Consider the following 17,089-nt stretch of genomic DNA (forward strand, 5'->3'; position numbering starts at 1 on the left):
GTTGCGGCATGTGTCCATATAGCTCAGCTGGATAGAGCACTCGCCTCCTAAGCGAGGGGTCGGAGGTTCAAATCCTCTTATGGACGGGCTTCAAAGCGTTCGAAAATGTTAGCTGGATTAGCTGACAACGAACGCTTTTGTTATTTTCTAATCACGTTCGTGACATAAAATTCCATTCAAAATAATCAATTTCCAGCTAACGCAATCCGATTTTTGTTAGCTGACAGCTAATCAAAATTACCGGTTTGCAAACATGGGTTTTAGAAAGTCCAGCTAACATTTGGGTTCCGCTCTGTTGTCACCCCTTATTTGGGGATGTAAATCAGAAAAAATGCGGGAAAAGGAACAATCTCTCCCAAACCTGCAAACATAAATTAGCTGAAACAGTATTCAATTCTATTAGCTACAGCTAATGGTCAAACAGCAATGTCTGTTTGGAACTTTACTATCTATAAAAGTTCCAGGCAGGCATTTTTTAGTTCCTGAATCCTGGAGGAAAGGAGTCAAGATGACTGAGCCAAACAGACAATCAGGAGAAAAAGAAGAAAGAATCATAGAAATTGAGATTGAGCGTCTTCGCCCTTTTAAGGAACATCCATTTCAAGTAAAAGATGATAAGGAAATGTTTCTTCTGCAGGAAAGCATTGAGAAGTATGGCATTTTAAATCCGCTGATCGTCAGACCAGTACCGGATGGTTACTATGAGATCATATCCGGCCACAGAAGAAAACATGCTGCGGAGAAACTGGGATATCGTAAAGTACCAGTGATTATCCGGGTATTAAGTGAAGATGATTCCATTTTAAGTATGGTGGATTCTAATCTTCACAGAGAACGGATCAGCTACAGCGAAAAAGCTTTTGCTTACAAACTGAAGAATGACGTACTAAAAAGAAAAAGTGGTCGAAAAAAGAGCCAAGTTGACCACAAAACACCAAGAAAACGATCGATAGATATTATCAGTGAGGATTGTGGTGATAGCCCAAAACAAGTGCAGCGTTATATATCACTGACAAAGCTTATACCGGAAATGTTGCAGAAACTGGATGATGAGATTATTTCTTTTTGTCCGGCAGTAGAGATTGCTGCATTGAAAGAAAATGAACAAAGAGAACTGCTTAAAGCAATGGATTATGCACAGGCGATTCCGTCACTCTCACAGGCTCAGCGGATAAAGCAGCTGAGTAAAGAAAAACAGTTATCGCTGGAAAAGATGGAAGAAATCATGTGTGAAGTTAAAAAAGGTGAGATCACCAGAGTAGCATTTACCAATGAGCAGCTACACAAGTATTTTCCAAATTCTTATACACCGGCAATGATGAAACGGGAAATACTGGCACTGCTAAAATTATGGAAAAAAGAATCATGGGAAAGTTAAAGGAGGAAGAAATCATGTGTAAAGTTATATCCGTAGTAAACCAGAAAGGTGGAGTCGGCAAGACCACCACAACCGTAAATGTAGGTATTGGACTGGCAAGAGAAGGAAAGAAAGTGTTGCTGATCGACGCGGATCCACAGGGAAGTTTAACAGCAAGTCTTGGGTATGAGGAACCGGATGATCTTCGCATCACACTGGCAACGATCATGATGGATGTCATCAACGAAGAAGAAATCTCTTTAGAAGATGGGATCTTACATCACCAGGAAAATGTAGATCTTCTTCCGGCAAATATTGAGCTTTCCGCATTGGAAGTAACGATGGGAAATGTTATGAGCAGAGAAATGATCATGAAGGAATATATCGATGCGATAAGATGCCGATACGATTATATCCTGATCGACTGTATGCCGAGCCTTGGTATGATGACGATCAATGCACTGGTCTCTTCTGATTCTGTTCTGATACCTGTGCAGGCTGCATATCTGCCTGTTAAAGGACTTCAGCAGCTGATCAAGACCATTCTTACAGTAAAGAAAAGACTGAACCGGAAACTGGCGATAGAGGGCATTCTGTTGACTATGGTAGATTTCAGAACCAATTACGCAAGGGACATTGCATCGAGAGTACATACAACATACGGAAGCCAGATAGAAGTATTTGAAAATGTGATTCCGATGTCCGTAAAAGCAGCTGAGACCAGTGCAGAGGGAAAAAGTATCTACATGCACTGTCCGAAAGGAAAAGTTGCTGAGGCATATATGAAATTGACACAGGAGGTTTTGAATAATGAAAAATAGAAGTGGCGAAAAGATTAAACTGGCTAGTATTGATGAATTGCTTGGTGTGGTAAATGAAGAATCTGCAATGGAGATAGAGATCAGTAAGATCCATCCATTTAAAAATCATCCGTTCAAGGTGCTGGATGATGAAAAGATGCAGGACTTGGTAGAAAGCGTAAAGATTAATGGAGTGCTGACTCCGGTACTGCTTCGCATGGATGAAAATGAAGAATATGAAATGGTATCCGGTCACAGAAGAATGCATGCAGCACAGCTTGCAGGACTCACAACTATTCCGGCAATCGTAAGAGAATTATCAGATGATGATGCCATTGTGGCGATGGTGGATGCTAACATTCAGCGAGAGGAACTGTTGCCCAGTGAGAAAGCCTTTGCTTATAAGATGAAACTTGATGCAATGAAAAGACAGGGGAGTCGGACAGATTTAACTTTGTGCCAAAGTGGCACGAAGTCGAGAACAGATCAGTTATTAGGAGAACAGGTTGGAGAAAGTGCACGAAGTGTTCAGCGGTATATCCGACTGACAGAATTAATTCCGGAACTTCTTGATCTGGTAGATAACAAAAAGCTTCAATTCACGGTTGCTGTCGATATCTCCTATATCGACAAGGAAGTACAGGAATGGATTTACGAATATATCAGCGACACCGGATTTATCAAGCCAAAACAGATTGCAGCACTCAGAAATCAGCTGAATGATGGACCAATCAATCAGATCCAGATGTTATCAATTTTCAATAACTGTGTGATGGCAAAGAAAGTATCCCGGTCTCTTACTTTCTCAGAAAAGAAACTGACAAAGTACTTTCCGGATGATTATACAGCCAAAGATATGGAGCAGGTGATTGAATCATTATTAGAAAAATGGATGCAGGAACAGTCCTGTTAAGGATAGAAAAAGCTAAGAAAACAAAGTCAAAGAAGTTTAAAAAGAGGACTTCTTAGCAGAAAATGAAAGGAGGAAATTATGGAGAAAAAAATGACATTTAATTATTTTTACGGTACTGAAGCTGATCAGTTCAGCTTCTACCGCATACCAAAAGCATTATTTACAGACAGTTACTTTAAAGATTTATCAAGCGATGCTAAAATTTTATATGGACTGATGTTGGATCGAATGTCTCTTTCCATCAAGAATCAGTGGTTTGACGACAAAAATAGAGCATATATCTACTTTTCCATCGAAGATATTATGGAATTACTGAACTGTGGCAGAAATAAAGCCATCAAATCCATGAGAGAACTGGATGACGAAACAGGGATTGGCCTGATTGAGAAACGCAGACAGGGATTTGGAAAGGTGAACGTCATCTACGTGAAAACCTTTATGCCTGAGAAAACAGATGAGAAAAAATTTGAAGAGGAATTAAAGAAGTTTAAAAAACAAACTTCTGTGGAAAATGAGGAACCCGCAGAAGTTTACAATTCAAACTTCATGAAGTCCCAAAATCAAACTTCTAGAAGTCCCGAAAACAAACTTCAAGAAGTTTACATTTCAAACCCTAATAATACTAATCTTAGTGATACTGAAATGAATGATAATAAATCTAATCCTATCATATCTGTGGATGAGAAAAGATTTGATAGCGATAATCGCTCTGAGGATTATCAGGCTTATGAAAACCTTGTCAAAGAGACCATTGATTATGAATCACTGGAAGTAACCCATCATGACGATATGCGGCAGGTAGATGAAATCGTGAACCTGATCGTAGAGACTGTGATGTGTAAAAATGACAAGATCTTGATTGCCAGCAACTGGTATCCGGCATCACTGGTGAAGAAAAAATTTCTGATGCTGACCTATTCACATATCGAGTATGTATTACACTGTATGAGTGGTAACACCACAAAGGTGAAGAACATCAAGAAATATTTATTAGCAGCTTTGTTTAATGCACCGTCAACGATGAACGGGTATTATCAGGCAGAGGTGAACCATGATATGCCAGGACTGGTAAGATAGGAGGTGCACATGTTTATTTTAAAACTTGTTGGGAAGATATTATTACTGCCGGTATGGCTGATCCTTTTTGTGATCGGCTTGGCAGTAAAAATGACAGTACAGACTTATGCGGTTGTCAGAGGAATCCTTGGGTTTATATTCACTTTATTGATCATAGCGACTGCATACTGTTACCATGATTGGGTACAGGTTGCATTCCTGTTTTCGCTGAGTGTTATTCTGTATCTGATCCTTTTTGCAGGAGTGTTCGTAGATACTGTACTGGACATGACAAGAGAACGTATTATTGATTTTATTATATCGTGAGGAGAATATGAAAATGAGTGAAAACAATGATTATATTCAGTTACCACCACTAAAAAAAGACACACCATCTGATGTGGTAGCATTTATGTGGAAGTACATGAAAGTACCGGAGAATTCAAGAGAAAAAGTTAAGAATCTGCTTAAAGATGCAAATGAAAATGGAGTAAAATTAAGTCATCAGGCACCAACCCTGTATGATGTTGTCCCAAAAGAAGAAATTGCTGAATTTGAAGAGCTTATGCGCAAAACCATAGCTGACATTGTATCAGAAGCTAGTAGCGTTGCCTGTTGGGTGTATGTGCAGAAATATGTGAAGCACAAAACCCTAAACGAAATGCTGCAAGAATTGCCAGACGTAGGTCAATTCATCCTAGCTATGAATACCTGGTTTGAAAAACTGATGGAGAAATAATCTAGGAAAATAGTTTAAAGTTTACATGTTATGATCATGTATGAAGTTGGAACAAAATAAAAGAATTGTGCTATAATATTGTTCAAGAAAAAACTCATTGACATATTTCAATCTATTTAGGAGGATAAACGATCATGTGTACAGCAGCAACTTATAAAACAAAAGATTTTTACTTTGGACGAACCCTCGATTATGAATTCTCTTATGGTGATCAGATAGTAATTACACCACGTAATTATGCGTTTAATTTTCGCCATGTTGGCGATATGAAAAATCATTATGCAATTATTGGAATGGCTCATGTTGCAGAGGATTATCCTTTGTATTATGATGCTATGAATGAAAAAGGAGTGGCAATGGCAGGACTGAATTTTGTCGGAAATGCTGTTTATGCCGCGATTAAGCCAGATGTGGAAAATATTGCACAGTTTGAATTTATTCCGTGGATTTTAAGTCAGTGTTCTTCTTTAGTTGAAGTTCGCGAGCTTCTTGAACGAATTAATATTGTTAATACTCCTTTCAGCGAGCAATTACCATTAGCACAATTACACTGGATCATTTCTGATGAGAATGAGTCAATTACGGTAGAATCTATGTCAGATGGTTTGCATATTTATGACAATCCAGTAGGAGTGCTTACGAATAATCCACCATTTCCACAGCAGATGTTTCAACTAAATAATTATATGTATTTATCTCCTAAACAGCCCAGAAATACTTTCTGCGAAAATTTGGCTCTTGATGCATATAGTAGAGGTATGGGAGGATTAGGTCTTCCGGGAGATCTCTCATCTTCCTCACGCTTTGTACGTGTAGCTTTTACAAAGGTAAATGCAATTTCAGGTGAATCAGAGGAAGAAAGCGTTAGCCAATTCTTCCACATTCTCGGATCTGTGGATCAGCAACGAGGATGTTGCGAAGTAGCGGATGGAAAATATGAAATCACATTGTATACGTCGTGTTGTAATGTTACAAAAGGTATTTATTATTACAATACTTATGAAAACCATCAGATCAGTGCAGTAGATATGCATGTAGAAAATCTGGATAGTGATAAAATGATTTGTTATCCAGTAATTCAAGGAGAACGAATCAACTATCAAAATAAATAATGTTTTGAAATCAGGGATGAGGTAGAAAGGAAAGTTCCATGACAAAAGATGAAATAAAAAAACTCAGGATGAACAGTCCGGAATCACTACAGTTTTTAAATAATGCTACAAAATTTTATAATTTAATGATGATGTATCGTTGTGCTATTCGGGAGATACAAACTAAACTTGAGGTTTTGGATGATGAATTTTCAGTTGAGAACAATCGAAATCCTATTTCTTTTATAAAAACAAGAATTAAGAAGCCCAATAGTATTTACGATAAACTGCAGAAGATGGGATATGAATTTACAACAGAAAATATACAGACATATCTCAATGATGTAGCAGGCGTTCGAATAGTTTGTGCGTTTATTGACGATATTTATATGATATCAGATTTGATTACCCAACAGGATGATATTAAAGTTATTGAAATAAAAGATTATATAAAAAATCCAAAATCGAATGGTTATCGAAGCTATCATATGATTGTTGAAATACCAGTATTTTTTGCTAAGGGTAAAACACCTATGCGTGTAGAATTACAGATTCGAACCAATGGTATGGATTTCTGGGCAACATTGGAACATCAACTTCGCTATAAAAAAGGAATTGAAGAAATGCCTGGCTATGATGAGATAAGTGAAGAATTACTTCATTCTGCAAGAGCTATCATTGAAGCAGATAATGAAATGCAGAGAATAAAAGATAAAATTGGTATGTTCCACGAAATTTAGGGAGAAAACTGAGCAAGTAGAAAGGTGGAATATATATGAAACAAGATACTTTAGAGGGCAAAGCAAGAACAAAAAATGGGGTAAAACGGCTGTGTTTTTCCATAATCTGCATTCTTCTGGAAGTGATTTTTATTATTACTATCGTAACACGCTTGAATGAATATGCAGAAATCATAAATTTATTTACAAGGATTTTGAGTGGGATCTTGGTTTTGGGATTGTACGCATCAAATAAGACATCCTCTATGAAAATGCCTTGGGTCATCTTAATTCTAATTTTCCCAATTATGGGTGTAGGCCTGTATTTGTTGATTGGTTTGAATGGTGGCACACATAAAATGCGTGAGCGATATGCAGAAATTGATAGCAAATTGTTACCAATGCTTCCGGACAGTCAGGAGTGTTTGAGCAAAATAAAAGAAAAAATTCCGAAAGCAGGAAATATAGCAAGTTACATACAAAGAAATTCGCAGTATCCAATCTATCAGAATACGGATATTGTGTATTTTGATGAAGCAGTGAAAGGATTAGAGGCACAGCTTAAGGATTTGGAGAAAGCACAGAAGTTTATCTTTATGGAATATCATGCGATAGAAGACGCTGAAGCATGGCATAAGATTCAAGATGTTCTGGAAGAGCGAGTAAAAGCAGGTGTGGAAGTTAGAGTATTCTACGATGATATGGGTTCTATAGGCTTTATTAACACAGATTTTGTGAAAAAGATGGAAGCAATAGGAATTCATTGCCGTGTATTCAATCCGTTTATGCCAGGTTTAAATCTGTTTTTGAACAATCGTGATCATAGAAAAATAACAGTTATTGATGGAAAAGTCGGATTTACAGGTGGATATAATCTAGCAAACGAATATTTTAATTACACACACCCGTATGGACAGTGGAAAGATACAGGTATTCGTTTAGAAGGAGATGCTGTTCAGTCGCTTACGGTGACATTTTTGGAAATGTGGAATGCAGTAAGTGATAAGGATGCTAATGATTCTGATTTTAGTAAATACCTTTTCCACTATGATTATGCGGCACAGCAAACTGGGTTTGTTCAACCTTATGCAGACAGCCCTATGGATAATGAGCAAGTAGGAGAAGAAGTTTATATCAGTATGATAAATAAAGCTGAAAAATATTGTTGGTTTATGACTCCATATCTAATCATAACAGATGAAATGACGCATGCGTTATGTCTGGCTGCTAAGCGAGGGGTAGACGTAAGAATTATCACACCTGGTATCCCTGATAAAAAATTCATTTATAATATAACTCGTTCTTTTTATCATGGATTAGTTAAACATGGTGTTCGTGTTTATGAGTGGACTCCTGGTTTCTGTCATGCAAAAATGAGTGTGGCAGATGACTGTATGGCAACTTGTGGAACAATTAATCTGGATTATCGAAGTTTATATCACCATTTTGAAAACGGCTGTTTTATGGCAGATTGTCAGGCAGTTGTGGAAATAAAAAATGATCTGATAAGAACGATGGGAGAATGTCGTGATGTGACAGACCAATATCAAACCGGACGAAGTGCATATTTGCGACTGGGACAATTATTTATGAGATTATTTGCTGGATTGCTATAAGAATCTGATGAAACGACCTTTCAAAAAACAGTTGATTTAGAAGTTAACTGTTTTTGAAAGGCCGTTTTTGCTATATCTAACAGTCTGTTGTACAAAGAAGATTTTGCATGGATAGTGATTAATACAACGGAGTAAGAAAAGCTCCTTCATATATTAGAATAAAAATATGACTGTTTCTTTAAAAAGAAGCCGGTCATATTTTTTTATGAAAAATAAATTTTGTTGAGGTTAAATTGAGATTGACTTTGTATTGTATAAGTATGAAATAAAAAGGAAGCAGGTGATGTACAATGAAAAAGCATAAAATATGTAAAATCCTTCTTGTTATACTGGCAATTTTTTTATGTGTGGCTTTTTATGAATTGCTCGGAATCTGCGTTGCATATAAAAAGCAGCCGGAAGTGTCCAATACAACCAAAAAAGAAACAAAAAATGGGTCATGGAACGAATGCAGTGAAAATACAGAACGGGCAGTAATCATAGAAAAGAATCCAGAAGCGCTTTTACAAAGAGTGCGTTTGATCAAGAATGCAAAAAAGGAAATTATTCTTTCTACTTTTGCATTTCAATCCGATGAAAGTGGAAAATTGATTTTAGGAGCACTGCATGATGCGGCAGACAGAGGTGTACATATTCGTCTGTTAGTAGATGGAATGGAGAGCTGGATTGATATGGAAGGAAATCCGTATTTCTATGGATTATCTTCCCATGAGAATGTTGAAATTAAACTGTATAATAAGGCCAATCCGTTGAAACCGTGGAAAATGATGGGTAGAATGCATGATAAATATTTGATTGCAGATGGAAAGAGATATATTCTTGGGGGAAGAAATACATATAATTATTTCCTGGGTGATTTTCCGGGACATAAGAACTATGACAGAGACGTGTTAGTGGTTTGCGATGAACCTGAGAAAGAAAATTCAGTTAACCAGTTGTCAGAGTATTTTGAAACCATATGGAATCAGGAAGACAGTGGTTATTTTCATAACAATAAAAAACTGGCAAATAGAAAATCTGTAAAGAACGCAGTTTTAGAGCTGCAGAACAGCTATCAGAAATATTTTGAAGAGAATAAGGAAAGAATCTGCGAGACCGATTATACGGACGAAACTTTTGAGACAGAAAAGATTACATTAGTGTCAAATCCTATTCACACAGGTTCCAAAGAACCAGTAGTGTGGTATCAGTTGGGAGAATTGATGAAAAATGCAAAAGATCGTGTGAAGATCCACACGCCATATATTATCTGTAATGATATGATGTATAATACATGGGAGGAGATTGCAGAGAACGTTTCAGATTTTTCTATCATGACAAATTCAGTTGCGAATAATGGGAATCCATTTGGGGCTGCCGATTATGCGAAAAACAGAAATAGAATCTTAAGTACAGGAATTAATATCTGGGAATATGAAGGCGGTTATTCATACCACGGAAAAAGTATTCTCATTGACGATGATCTGTCTGTAATCGGTTCCTTTAATATGGACATGAGAAGTGCATATCTGGATACGGAACTGATGCTTGTAATACGCAGTAAAGATATTAATAAACAGTTGGAAGAGGGCATGATGGAATATGAAAAAGTGTCCCGCCAGATATTAGAAGGCGGAACTTATAATGATCCATATCATGTAGAGCCAATCGAATTAACAAAGAAACGTCAGAGAAAAATATTTTTGGTACAGCATCTGCTTGGATGGGCAAGGTATCTGTTTTAATAAGGAGGAAGGAAAACGTGTTTCAAATATTGATTGTAGAAGATGATAAAGAATTAAGCCAGCTATTCCAAAAAGTGCTTGAGAAGAATGGATATCAAGTCAAAAGTGCATCGGATGGAGCACAGGCATTAGAAGTATTGGATAAGGAATATATTGATCTGATCATTTCTGATATTATGATGCCGGTTATGGATGGCTATGAACTGGTGTCAGAGCTTCGTTCAGCAGGATATCAGATACCAGTGCTTATGATCACTGCGAAAGGTTCCTTTGATGATATGCGTCAGGGATTTTTTTCGGGAAGTGATGATTATATGGTAAAACCGGTAAATGTGAATGAAATGGTTTTAAGAGTCGGAGCACTGCTTCGCCGTGCACAGATATTGAATGAACACAAAATTGTGATCGGTTCAACAGAGTTTGATTATGATGCAATGACGGTTACAACTGATAAGGAAAGTCTTGTTTTACCTAAAAAACAATTCCTGCTTTTATATAAGCTTGCAGCTTCGCCAGGCAGAACATTTACAAAACAACAGTTGATGGATGAAGTATGGGGATACGAGACGGAGGCAGACCCACATACAATAGAGGTACATATAGGAAGACTCAGAGAGCGTTTTAAAGATAACCCGGATTTTGAAATCGTAACAATGCGTGGAATTGGATACAAGGTGGTGAAAAAATAATGGAACAAAAGAAAAAAAAAGGATTGCGGATCCGATCCTGTCTGACTGGTACAATCTGGCTGGCACTTGTATTTTCAACAGTCATATCTGCTTTATTATTTGCTTTTTTGAATCATTTTTTTAATCTGCCGGGCAGCATACCTGTGCTTGGCTGGCTTTTGATTTTCAATACATTGATTGCAGGGCTGATCACTTCCTTTATCAATGCAAAGTTACTGGAACCAATTACCAGACTTAGTAAAGCAATGAAGGAAGTTTCTCAGGGAGATTTTGAACAGCATTTGGAAACGAACAGCCGTATAGCAGAAGTTGGAGAATCTTATCAAAGTTTTAACGTTATGACAAAAGAACTTCGTGCAACAGAGGTGCTGCAGATGGATTTTGTATCTAATGTTTCTCATGAGTTTAAGACCCCGATTAATGCCATTGAAGGATATACAATGTTGCTTCAGGGAGAAGAACTGTCTCCGGATCAAGAGGAATATGTAGAAAAAATCTTATTTAACACCCAAAGACTTTCCGGATTGGTTGGTAATATTTTGCTGTTATCCAAGTTAGAGAATCAGAATATACCAATGAAAAAAACAGAATATCGTCTGGATGAACAGATCCGCCAGGCATTTCTTTCATTGGAAACAAAATGGACAGAAAAAGAAATTGGTTTTCAGGTAGAATTGGAGGAAGTTAAATATACTGGGAATGAAGGACTTTTTATGCATATCTGGATAAATCTTTTGGATAATGCGATTAAGTTCAGCCCTTCAAAGGGGACAATTACGATGTTTCTGAAACAAGAACAGGATTCTGTTAAATTCATTCTGGAAGATGAAGGACCAGGAATAGAGGATGATGTAAAATCCAGAATATTTGACAAGTTCTATCAGGTAGATGGATCTCATAAAGCAGAAGGAAATGGCCTAGGTCTTGCACTTGTAAAACGGATTGTAGATAGTGCTGGAGGAACAATCAAAGCAGAAAACCGTGAATATGGTGGATGCAGATTTGTTATAGAGCTGCCAAAGCAGAAAGATGAGATTATATAGTTTTAAGATAAATTAGAAGATGGGAGGATTTATATGACATTTTATCAGGAGTTGCAGTTAAATCAGGCAGGTTCTAAAAACCTGTTGAAAAAGAGTGAAACACTAAAAGAAAAATTATATCATATGTGGGTATATATGGTGAAGATAGCTGTTACAATGGCATTTTGTTTTTTCTTTGTTAGTATTTTCAGCATCCTATTTGGAAATGAGAACAGCATTGTAGGTGTAGTAGTCTTATTATGTCTCATGGTGTTTAGAAATGCGGATCTGGGGATCCACACCGGACAATCTACGATGCTTTTGGCTTTGTTCTTTGTAATTATGACTGTATGTCCGCATTTAGCAAATCAATTTTCACCGGTATTGGGAATGCTGTTAAATATTGCGGCACTGGCTGTGTTGATTCTGTTCGGATGCCATAATCCATTCATGTTTAATCAATCTACATTGGTTCTTGGGTATCTGCTGCTATATGGTTATGATGTTACGGGAAAAAGCTATCAGATGCGATTAGTCGGAATGGCTTTAGGTGCAGCACTTACCTGCTTCGTATTTTATCGAAATCATAAAAACAGAACTTATAAAAGAAATCTGAAAGATCTGATACAAGAATTTGATATCACTTCTTCCAGAACAAAATGGCAGATATGTCAGATTTTATGCGTACCGATTGTCCTTTGCATTGCAGAACTTTGTAATATGCCACGTGCAATGTGGGCTGGTATTGCGGCCATGTCCGTGATTTTGCCGTTTATGGAAGATATGCACTACAGAGTCCGTAAAAGGATTGTCGGAAATATTGCAGGTGTAATATGCTTTACAGTATTATATTTTCTGCTTCCGTCATCCATCTATACATACATAGGAATCCTTGGCGGAATTGGTGTAGGACTTTCTGCAAAATATGGCTGGCAGGCAGTATTTAACACATTTGGTGCTTTGGCCATTGCTACAGAGAGTTATGGACTACAAGGAGCGGTTAGTCTTAGAGTGATTCAAAATGTTTTTGGTGTTGTGTTTGCTTTAGCATTTTGTGTTATATTTTATTGGTTTATGTCTAAAAAAAAGGAAAATGAGGTGACCGTACATGCAGAGTGAAGTGAATCAGGAAGAAAATTTGAATAGAATTATTACGGTTCCTAATCTTCTTTCTTTTTTTCGGCTTTGTCTGATTCCGGTAATTATATGGAGTTATTGTGTAAAGAAAAATCCTCTGTTAGCTGGTGAAATCTTATTGCTGTCTGGTCTTACGGATCTTGCTGATGGATATATCGCAAGAAGATTCCATAGGATTAGTAATTTAGGAAAAATACTTGATCCGGTGGCTGATAAGCTGACACAGGCAGCGATGTTAATCTGTCTGTTTACTCGTTTTCCGCATGTGCTTCTTTTAATCGTAATAATGGCAGGTAAGGAGCTGTATATGGTAGTCAGTGGATGTCTTGTGATACGAAAGACAGGAAAAGTACATGGTGCAGACTGGCATGGAAAGATAGTAACCTTTTTATTATATGGAACTGCAGCGGTGCATATTATATGGTTCCACATTACACCGATGGTATCAGATCTGTTGATTGGTTTGTGTGCTATAATGATGGTCATATCGGTCGCTCTGTATATTATCCAGAATACCAGGACTCTTAAGGGAGAGACTGTATAAGCAATTTTATATTGCAATGACTAGAAAAATATTTAGGAGAAGATAGATATAAACAGTAAGTCAAACACACAAACTATGGAGTCTTTAGTCGGTTTAATAAAATTTTAGATAGAAAATAAATCATTATAAAAAGATCCTGTTCATACTATGATATATAGAACAGGATCTTTATTTACTTTATTTCGCCTTGCTTATTCTTGTAGTAACCAATCGGCTATATCGTAAATTACGATTCCCTCATAGCTATATTGAGGATGTTTGGTTCTAGCAATATTTTATCTTGCGAATTTATCATTGTAACGAATATGCATATCTTCCCAATCCATGAACAATACATAAAATACTTTCCCGTATTGCGGGCTCTCTATAATTCTTCCATGATCAAGAACAGAAAAATAAGTTCCGTCAGCTTTTCGAAGATGAAAGTGAATATAGTCATTTTCATTGCCGTTGTCAATCTGTTCCCAGATACTTGATTCTATCTGTTGCTGTTCATCTTCACGAATCAAGTTGCGAAAACTTTTCTCAGTAAGTCTGAACAGTTCATCTATATCTTTATATCCGGACATATGAAGAAATTCATCATTTGCAAAAAATAGTTCATCATCTTCTTTGTCAGCTCTGTATATGATGAATGCACCTGGAAGATGTTCAGAGATATCCTTGAATGTGAATCCAAGTTGTTTGCGGGCACCTGACTGAAGTCCTTCTCTGTAGACCATACATCCATTTTTTCCATGAAGCTTTATTTCATAAAGAGCGGCATCTGCGCAGCGCATGAGTTGTGAACGATTGGATGCAAATGTTGGATATTCTGCATATCCTAGAGAAATATAAAATGCATGTTCCTTACCGTGGCATGAGAATGACTTAGGAAGTTTGGTGAATTGCTGCAGCTGTGCATCTGCTTCTGCAAAGGTACAATTTGGTAAAAGAATACAGAATTCGTCACCGCCGTTTCTTCCAAGTAATGCATCGGATGGGAAAAAAGCCTTCATGCTGTCTGCAAGATTCTTTAGTGCCCTGTCTCCGTAATTATGTCCATAGATATCATTGATAAACTTGAAATCATCGATATCAAGGAGCACAGCCACAAAATGTGCTTTTGGATTTTTTTGAATCATTTTTTCTGCAAATTCATCAAATCCATAGCGGTTATAAATATTTGTAAGAGAATCTGTGCGTGCCAGTATCTGAAACTTTTTCTTATGTTCTTTTGTTACTAACCATACTCTGGTAAGAACTGACAGGAGAAGGCTTATTGTAAAAAATATTCCGATGATGATTATCAGTAATGTGGCATTTCTCCATCCACTTTTAGGAGTTACTTCAAATTTCCAGTTTTCATCTCCTATTGTAAATGTATAAGAAACAGGATGATTTATTTGCCCATCTGATTGATAAATCACTTTATAAGTATCACTCCATGGAGCGTCTGTTTTTGAAATTTTGCATTCGTATCCAAAATCTGAAAGTGCACTGATTGAATCTGAAAAAATATCCGGAACACGCAGGATAACAATAGTAAATCCCCAGAAATACTCATGTCCGTTTTTATCTTTCAGGTATACGGGATTGCGGACTGCAATTCCATATTCTCCCTGTTTTAATTTGAAGGGGCCCTGCGTAATGATTGTATGGTTGTCTCTTGCGTAACAGGAAATTTTTCCGCGGTCTTTATCATGGATCAAATCAATCTTACCTGCCTCATTTCCATTAGCCGGATAAATATCTGTAACAACACCATTAGGAGCGAGCTGTACACTTTCAATAGAATCAGACATAAGATTTCCTGCAATTGTTTCAAACTGATGGATTTCGCCATCTTCACTTATTAAGATTTGCTTCAAGGTATCTGTGATCTCAATTCCATTTGTAATTTCATTCTTTATTCGTTCGCCATAGGTGGCTACGTTTAATTGTGCTGTTATGTGTCTCTGCTCTTTTTCGTGGGTGTCTGTTCTGTATACAATCAAACTAACAAGGCATATGCCCAGTAAAAAAGTGATAAGAGGCACAAGTGTTTGTTTTTTCACTTGGTTCACCTCGTTTTGTCCATGGGAATTTTTATAATAAAGCATTATAGCACAGAAGTCGAAAAACAGAATAGGTTTTATGAAAAAAACGAACTGTGCATAATCCATATACTGTCTGCTAATAGTATATGCAAGATGTCGCTTTCAAAAATACAAAATTTTTTATTTTTTGAAAGTGGAGACTATGTAAAGACAACCCGATTCTTTACTTAATTTCATGAAAAATGTAAAAATCTAATGTTACGAGTTTCTTACGAGTTGCATTAAAAAAACACGCAAGAAAACTCGTAAGAAAAAAAGTAAAAAAATTTGCTTTTGACCACTGTAAAACATGCTCTGAGCGTTTCGTTATATGAAGGAATAATTTTTCTTTCATAATTCGCTGAAAGAATTGACGGAGATCCGGGTATTGTCCTTGGCCGCTTGCAAAATGATCAGATTGTTCCATTTACAAATGTTGCACTGTCAAAAGCATTAAAACACAAATACAAAGTAATAACATCATAAAGAAGTATATAACTTGAGGTCGTCTACCGTTATCCACGATAGATGGCCTTATTTTTTTATCCATTTGGGGAGAAAGGAGGTGAAAGCGATTGGAGGAATTTAAGGCGAAAAGACATGCGGTCAAAAAGATGACCCGAAAGGGACTTGTGGAAACAGATTCCAGAGAAGGGATAGTGAAGGAAACTGCGGAAGCAAAGTCCGATGAACAACTGGGCGATGGTCCGGAACCAGCTTTCCATGGATGAAAAGATCCAGGTAAGGATTGAAAAATATGAAAACGGGGGATTCTGATGGAAGAACTGCATAAGAAATGGGAGAAGATCCATCACAGTTTACAGGCACTGGAAGCGGCAGATCAGGAACAAGAAGCGGAAATACTCAAAAAAGCTTATGAGTGTCTGTTATGTGCCTATCAGGAATCCAGAGCTTTAAACGATGAAATGGAGATGCTTGTCAAGGATGCTTTGACGAGTTAATTTACAAAAGTATAAAACTCTAACAATGGGGAGGTTCCCCTCCCCATAAAATTTTTTCTTAAAACTTACACAAAAAACTTGACAAACCCTAATCATCAATGCCGTATTTGTTTTCCAGTGCTTCTTCTGCTAATTCCAGTTCATCTTCCAGTTTTTCAATCGCACGTTCTCTCGCTTTGTATATCTCGAAGCTAATCTCTTTCATCTGGTAAGCATACTCAAATTCATCATCAAGTTTATCCAGTTCGTCATCAACTGCGTCTACCTGTTTTTTCAAAGCGTAGAATTGTTCGTGATTCTCAGATGCATTTGTAGATGTTTTTGCATTGTTTACACTTTTTGTTATATTACGGATATCGTTTTCATAAGAAGAGAAATCATAATCCTTTTCGTTCGCATTCTCTACTGCGTTTTCTGTGTTACTGATATTATGATCATTGTCATCTGTATTTGATGTTACAACTTTCTGTGTCTTAATTTCTATATCTTCTGCTGCTCCATTATTGGATGAAGTGCATCCTGTAAAAGCAAATATTAATGTGAGAGATAATAAAACTACTAATATTTTTTTCATAACGTGTTCTCCTTCCGTCTCTTAGGTGTTTGGTTTTTGCTGTTATATGTATCATATAGGGGGAAGATTAAAAAAAGATTAAAACAAAT

The 17,089-nt window shown here is 36.9% G+C and carries 18 protein-coding genes and 1 tRNA gene; 17 read left to right on the forward strand and 2 right to left on the reverse strand.

Annotated elements, in window-relative coordinates; all coding sequences use genetic code 11:
- Nucleotides 1-12 precede the first annotated feature (12 nt).
- The 15 genes from GPK60_RS12345 to GPK60_RS12415 all read left to right on the forward strand — a co-directional run bounded on the left by GPK60_RS12345 (nt 13) and on the right by GPK60_RS12415 (nt 13,407).
- Nucleotides 13-86 (forward strand) — tRNA-Arg (locus GPK60_RS12345).
- 422 nt (nt 87-508) lie between these two features.
- Nucleotides 509-1,378, forward strand: a complete 870-nt coding sequence (locus tag GPK60_RS12350; RefSeq protein WP_330376639.1) for a ParB/RepB/Spo0J family partition protein — start codon at nt 509-511, stop codon at nt 1,376-1,378.
- Between the two features lie 14 nt (nt 1,379-1,392).
- Nucleotides 1,393-2,178, forward strand: a complete 786-nt coding sequence (locus GPK60_RS12355; RefSeq protein WP_055163322.1) for an AAA family ATPase — start codon at nt 1,393-1,395, stop codon at nt 2,176-2,178.
- A complete protein-coding gene (locus tag GPK60_RS12360) occupies nt 2,168-3,070 on the forward strand; it encodes a ParB/RepB/Spo0J family partition protein (RefSeq protein WP_055163278.1) in 903 nt (300 codons plus the stop codon). The genes GPK60_RS12355 and GPK60_RS12360 overlap by 11 nt, the downstream gene beginning before the upstream one ends.
- A gap of 78 nt (nt 3,071-3,148) precedes the next feature.
- Nucleotides 3,149-4,147 carry a DUF6017 domain-containing protein gene (locus tag GPK60_RS12365; protein WP_055163279.1) on the forward strand — a complete coding sequence of 333 codons (999 nt, stop codon included), beginning with the start codon at nt 3,149-3,151 and terminating at the stop codon, nt 4,145-4,147.
- Between the two features lie 9 nt (nt 4,148-4,156).
- Nucleotides 4,157-4,453, forward strand: a complete 297-nt coding sequence (locus tag GPK60_RS12370) for a hypothetical protein (protein WP_005349852.1) — start codon at nt 4,157-4,159, stop codon at nt 4,451-4,453.
- Nucleotides 4,454-4,466: 13 nt separating this feature from the next.
- Nucleotides 4,467-4,865, forward strand: coding sequence for a hypothetical protein (locus GPK60_RS12375; RefSeq protein WP_346727782.1), 399 nt, complete (start codon nt 4,467-4,469; stop codon nt 4,863-4,865).
- Nucleotides 4,866-4,999: 134 nt separating this feature from the next.
- Entirely contained in the window at nt 5,000-5,977 is a 978-nt protein-coding gene (gene bsh, locus GPK60_RS12380) for a choloylglycine hydrolase (RefSeq protein ID WP_005347230.1), read from the forward strand.
- Between the two features lie 38 nt (nt 5,978-6,015).
- A complete protein-coding gene (locus GPK60_RS12385; RefSeq protein WP_215660390.1) occupies nt 6,016-6,696 on the forward strand; it encodes a GTP pyrophosphokinase family protein in 681 nt (226 codons plus the stop codon).
- 35 nt (nt 6,697-6,731) lie between these two features.
- Nucleotides 6,732-8,291, forward strand: coding sequence for a cardiolipin synthase (cls, locus tag GPK60_RS12390; protein ID WP_173866608.1), 1,560 nt, complete (start codon nt 6,732-6,734; stop codon nt 8,289-8,291).
- Nucleotides 8,292-8,581: 290 nt separating this feature from the next.
- Complete coding sequence (locus tag GPK60_RS12395; RefSeq protein WP_006427149.1) at nt 8,582-10,015, forward strand: phospholipase D family protein; 1,434 nt, start codon at nt 8,582-8,584, stop codon at nt 10,013-10,015.
- On the forward strand, nt 9,994-10,704 hold the full coding sequence (locus GPK60_RS12400) for a response regulator transcription factor (RefSeq protein WP_005421560.1): 711 nt from the start codon (nt 9,994-9,996) through the stop codon (nt 10,702-10,704). The genes GPK60_RS12395 and GPK60_RS12400 overlap by 22 nt, the downstream gene beginning before the upstream one ends.
- A complete protein-coding gene (locus tag GPK60_RS12405) occupies nt 10,704-11,747 on the forward strand; it encodes a HAMP domain-containing sensor histidine kinase (protein WP_173866606.1) in 1,044 nt (347 codons plus the stop codon). Before GPK60_RS12400 ends, GPK60_RS12405 begins: the two co-directional genes overlap by 1 nt.
- 33 nt (nt 11,748-11,780) lie before the next feature.
- Nucleotides 11,781-12,845, forward strand: a complete 1,065-nt coding sequence (locus tag GPK60_RS12410) for an FUSC family protein (RefSeq protein ID WP_215660392.1) — start codon at nt 11,781-11,783, stop codon at nt 12,843-12,845.
- A complete protein-coding gene (locus GPK60_RS12415) occupies nt 12,835-13,407 on the forward strand; it encodes a CDP-alcohol phosphatidyltransferase family protein (protein ID WP_005335451.1) in 573 nt (190 codons plus the stop codon). The genes GPK60_RS12410 and GPK60_RS12415 overlap by 11 nt, the downstream gene beginning before the upstream one ends.
- Nucleotides 13,408-13,682: 275 nt before the next feature.
- On the opposite strand, the gene GPK60_RS12425 is transcribed toward GPK60_RS12415, so the two are convergent.
- On the reverse strand, nt 13,683-15,551 hold the full coding sequence (locus GPK60_RS12425; protein WP_252191396.1) for a diguanylate cyclase: 1,869 nt from the start codon (nt 15,549-15,551) through the stop codon (nt 13,683-13,685).
- A 488-nt stretch (nt 15,552-16,039) separates the two neighbouring features.
- Here GPK60_RS12425 and GPK60_RS12430 point away from each other — a divergent pair, with 488 nt between their 5' ends.
- Together GPK60_RS12430 and GPK60_RS12435 are read left to right on the forward strand one after the other, a co-directional pair.
- Nucleotides 16,040-16,195 carry a hypothetical protein gene (locus tag GPK60_RS12430; RefSeq protein ID WP_173866602.1) on the forward strand — a complete coding sequence of 52 codons (156 nt, stop codon included), beginning with the start codon at nt 16,040-16,042 and terminating at the stop codon, nt 16,193-16,195.
- Nucleotides 16,196-16,240: 45 nt separating this feature from the next.
- Complete coding sequence (locus tag GPK60_RS12435) at nt 16,241-16,426, forward strand: hypothetical protein (RefSeq protein WP_173896586.1); 186 nt, start codon at nt 16,241-16,243, stop codon at nt 16,424-16,426.
- 88 nt (nt 16,427-16,514) lie between these two features.
- On the opposite strand, the gene GPK60_RS12440 is transcribed toward GPK60_RS12435, so the two are convergent.
- Nucleotides 16,515-17,000, reverse strand: a complete 486-nt coding sequence (locus GPK60_RS12440; RefSeq protein WP_215660395.1) for an entericidin EcnA/B family protein — start codon at nt 16,998-17,000, stop codon at nt 16,515-16,517.
- Between the last annotated feature and the right edge of the window lie 89 nt (nt 17,001-17,089).

This window comes from Ruminococcus sp. MCC718 (assembly GCF_018783905.1).
In the GTDB taxonomy this organism is placed as follows: Bacteria; Bacillota; Clostridia; order Lachnospirales; family Lachnospiraceae; genus Hominisplanchenecus; species Hominisplanchenecus faecis.

Bases quoted from the DNA above. Each gene is read 5' to 3' on its own strand.
- GPK60_RS12375 (WP_346727782.1), top strand. From the start codon at position 4,467: ATGAGTGAAAACAATGATTATATTCAGTTACCACCACTAAAAAAAGAC.
- GPK60_RS12370 (WP_005349852.1), top strand. From the start codon at position 4,157: ATGTTTATTTTAAAACTTGTTGGGAAGATATTATTACTGCCGGTATGG.
- GPK60_RS12435 (WP_173896586.1), top strand. From the start codon at position 16,241: ATGGAAGAACTGCATAAGAAATGGGAGAAGATCCATCACAGTTTACAG.
- GPK60_RS12360 (WP_055163278.1), top strand. From the start codon at position 2,168: ATGAAAAATAGAAGTGGCGAAAAGATTAAACTGGCTAGTATTGATGAA.
- bsh (WP_005347230.1), top strand. From the start codon at position 5,000: ATGTGTACAGCAGCAACTTATAAAACAAAAGATTTTTACTTTGGACGA.
- GPK60_RS12425 (WP_252191396.1), bottom strand. From the start codon at position 15,551: ATGGATTATGCACAGTTCGTTTTTTTCATAAAACCTATTCTGTTTTTC.
- GPK60_RS12365 (WP_055163279.1), top strand. From the start codon at position 3,149: ATGGAGAAAAAAATGACATTTAATTATTTTTACGGTACTGAAGCTGAT.
- GPK60_RS12350 (WP_330376639.1), top strand. From the start codon at position 509: ATGACTGAGCCAAACAGACAATCAGGAGAAAAAGAAGAAAGAATCATA.
- cls (WP_173866608.1), top strand. From the start codon at position 6,732: ATGAAACAAGATACTTTAGAGGGCAAAGCAAGAACAAAAAATGGGGTA.
- GPK60_RS12400 (WP_005421560.1), top strand. From the start codon at position 9,994: ATGGGCAAGGTATCTGTTTTAATAAGGAGGAAGGAAAACGTGTTTCAA.
- GPK60_RS12385 (WP_215660390.1), top strand. From the start codon at position 6,016: ATGACAAAAGATGAAATAAAAAAACTCAGGATGAACAGTCCGGAATCA.
- GPK60_RS12415 (WP_005335451.1), top strand. From the start codon at position 12,835: ATGCAGAGTGAAGTGAATCAGGAAGAAAATTTGAATAGAATTATTACG.
- GPK60_RS12440 (WP_215660395.1), bottom strand. From the start codon at position 17,000: ATGAAAAAAATATTAGTAGTTTTATTATCTCTCACATTAATATTTGCT.
- GPK60_RS12410 (WP_215660392.1), top strand. From the start codon at position 11,781: ATGACATTTTATCAGGAGTTGCAGTTAAATCAGGCAGGTTCTAAAAAC.
- GPK60_RS12395 (WP_006427149.1), top strand. From the start codon at position 8,582: ATGAAAAAGCATAAAATATGTAAAATCCTTCTTGTTATACTGGCAATT.
- GPK60_RS12405 (WP_173866606.1), top strand. From the start codon at position 10,704: ATGGAACAAAAGAAAAAAAAAGGATTGCGGATCCGATCCTGTCTGACT.
- GPK60_RS12355 (WP_055163322.1), top strand. From the start codon at position 1,393: ATGTGTAAAGTTATATCCGTAGTAAACCAGAAAGGTGGAGTCGGCAAG.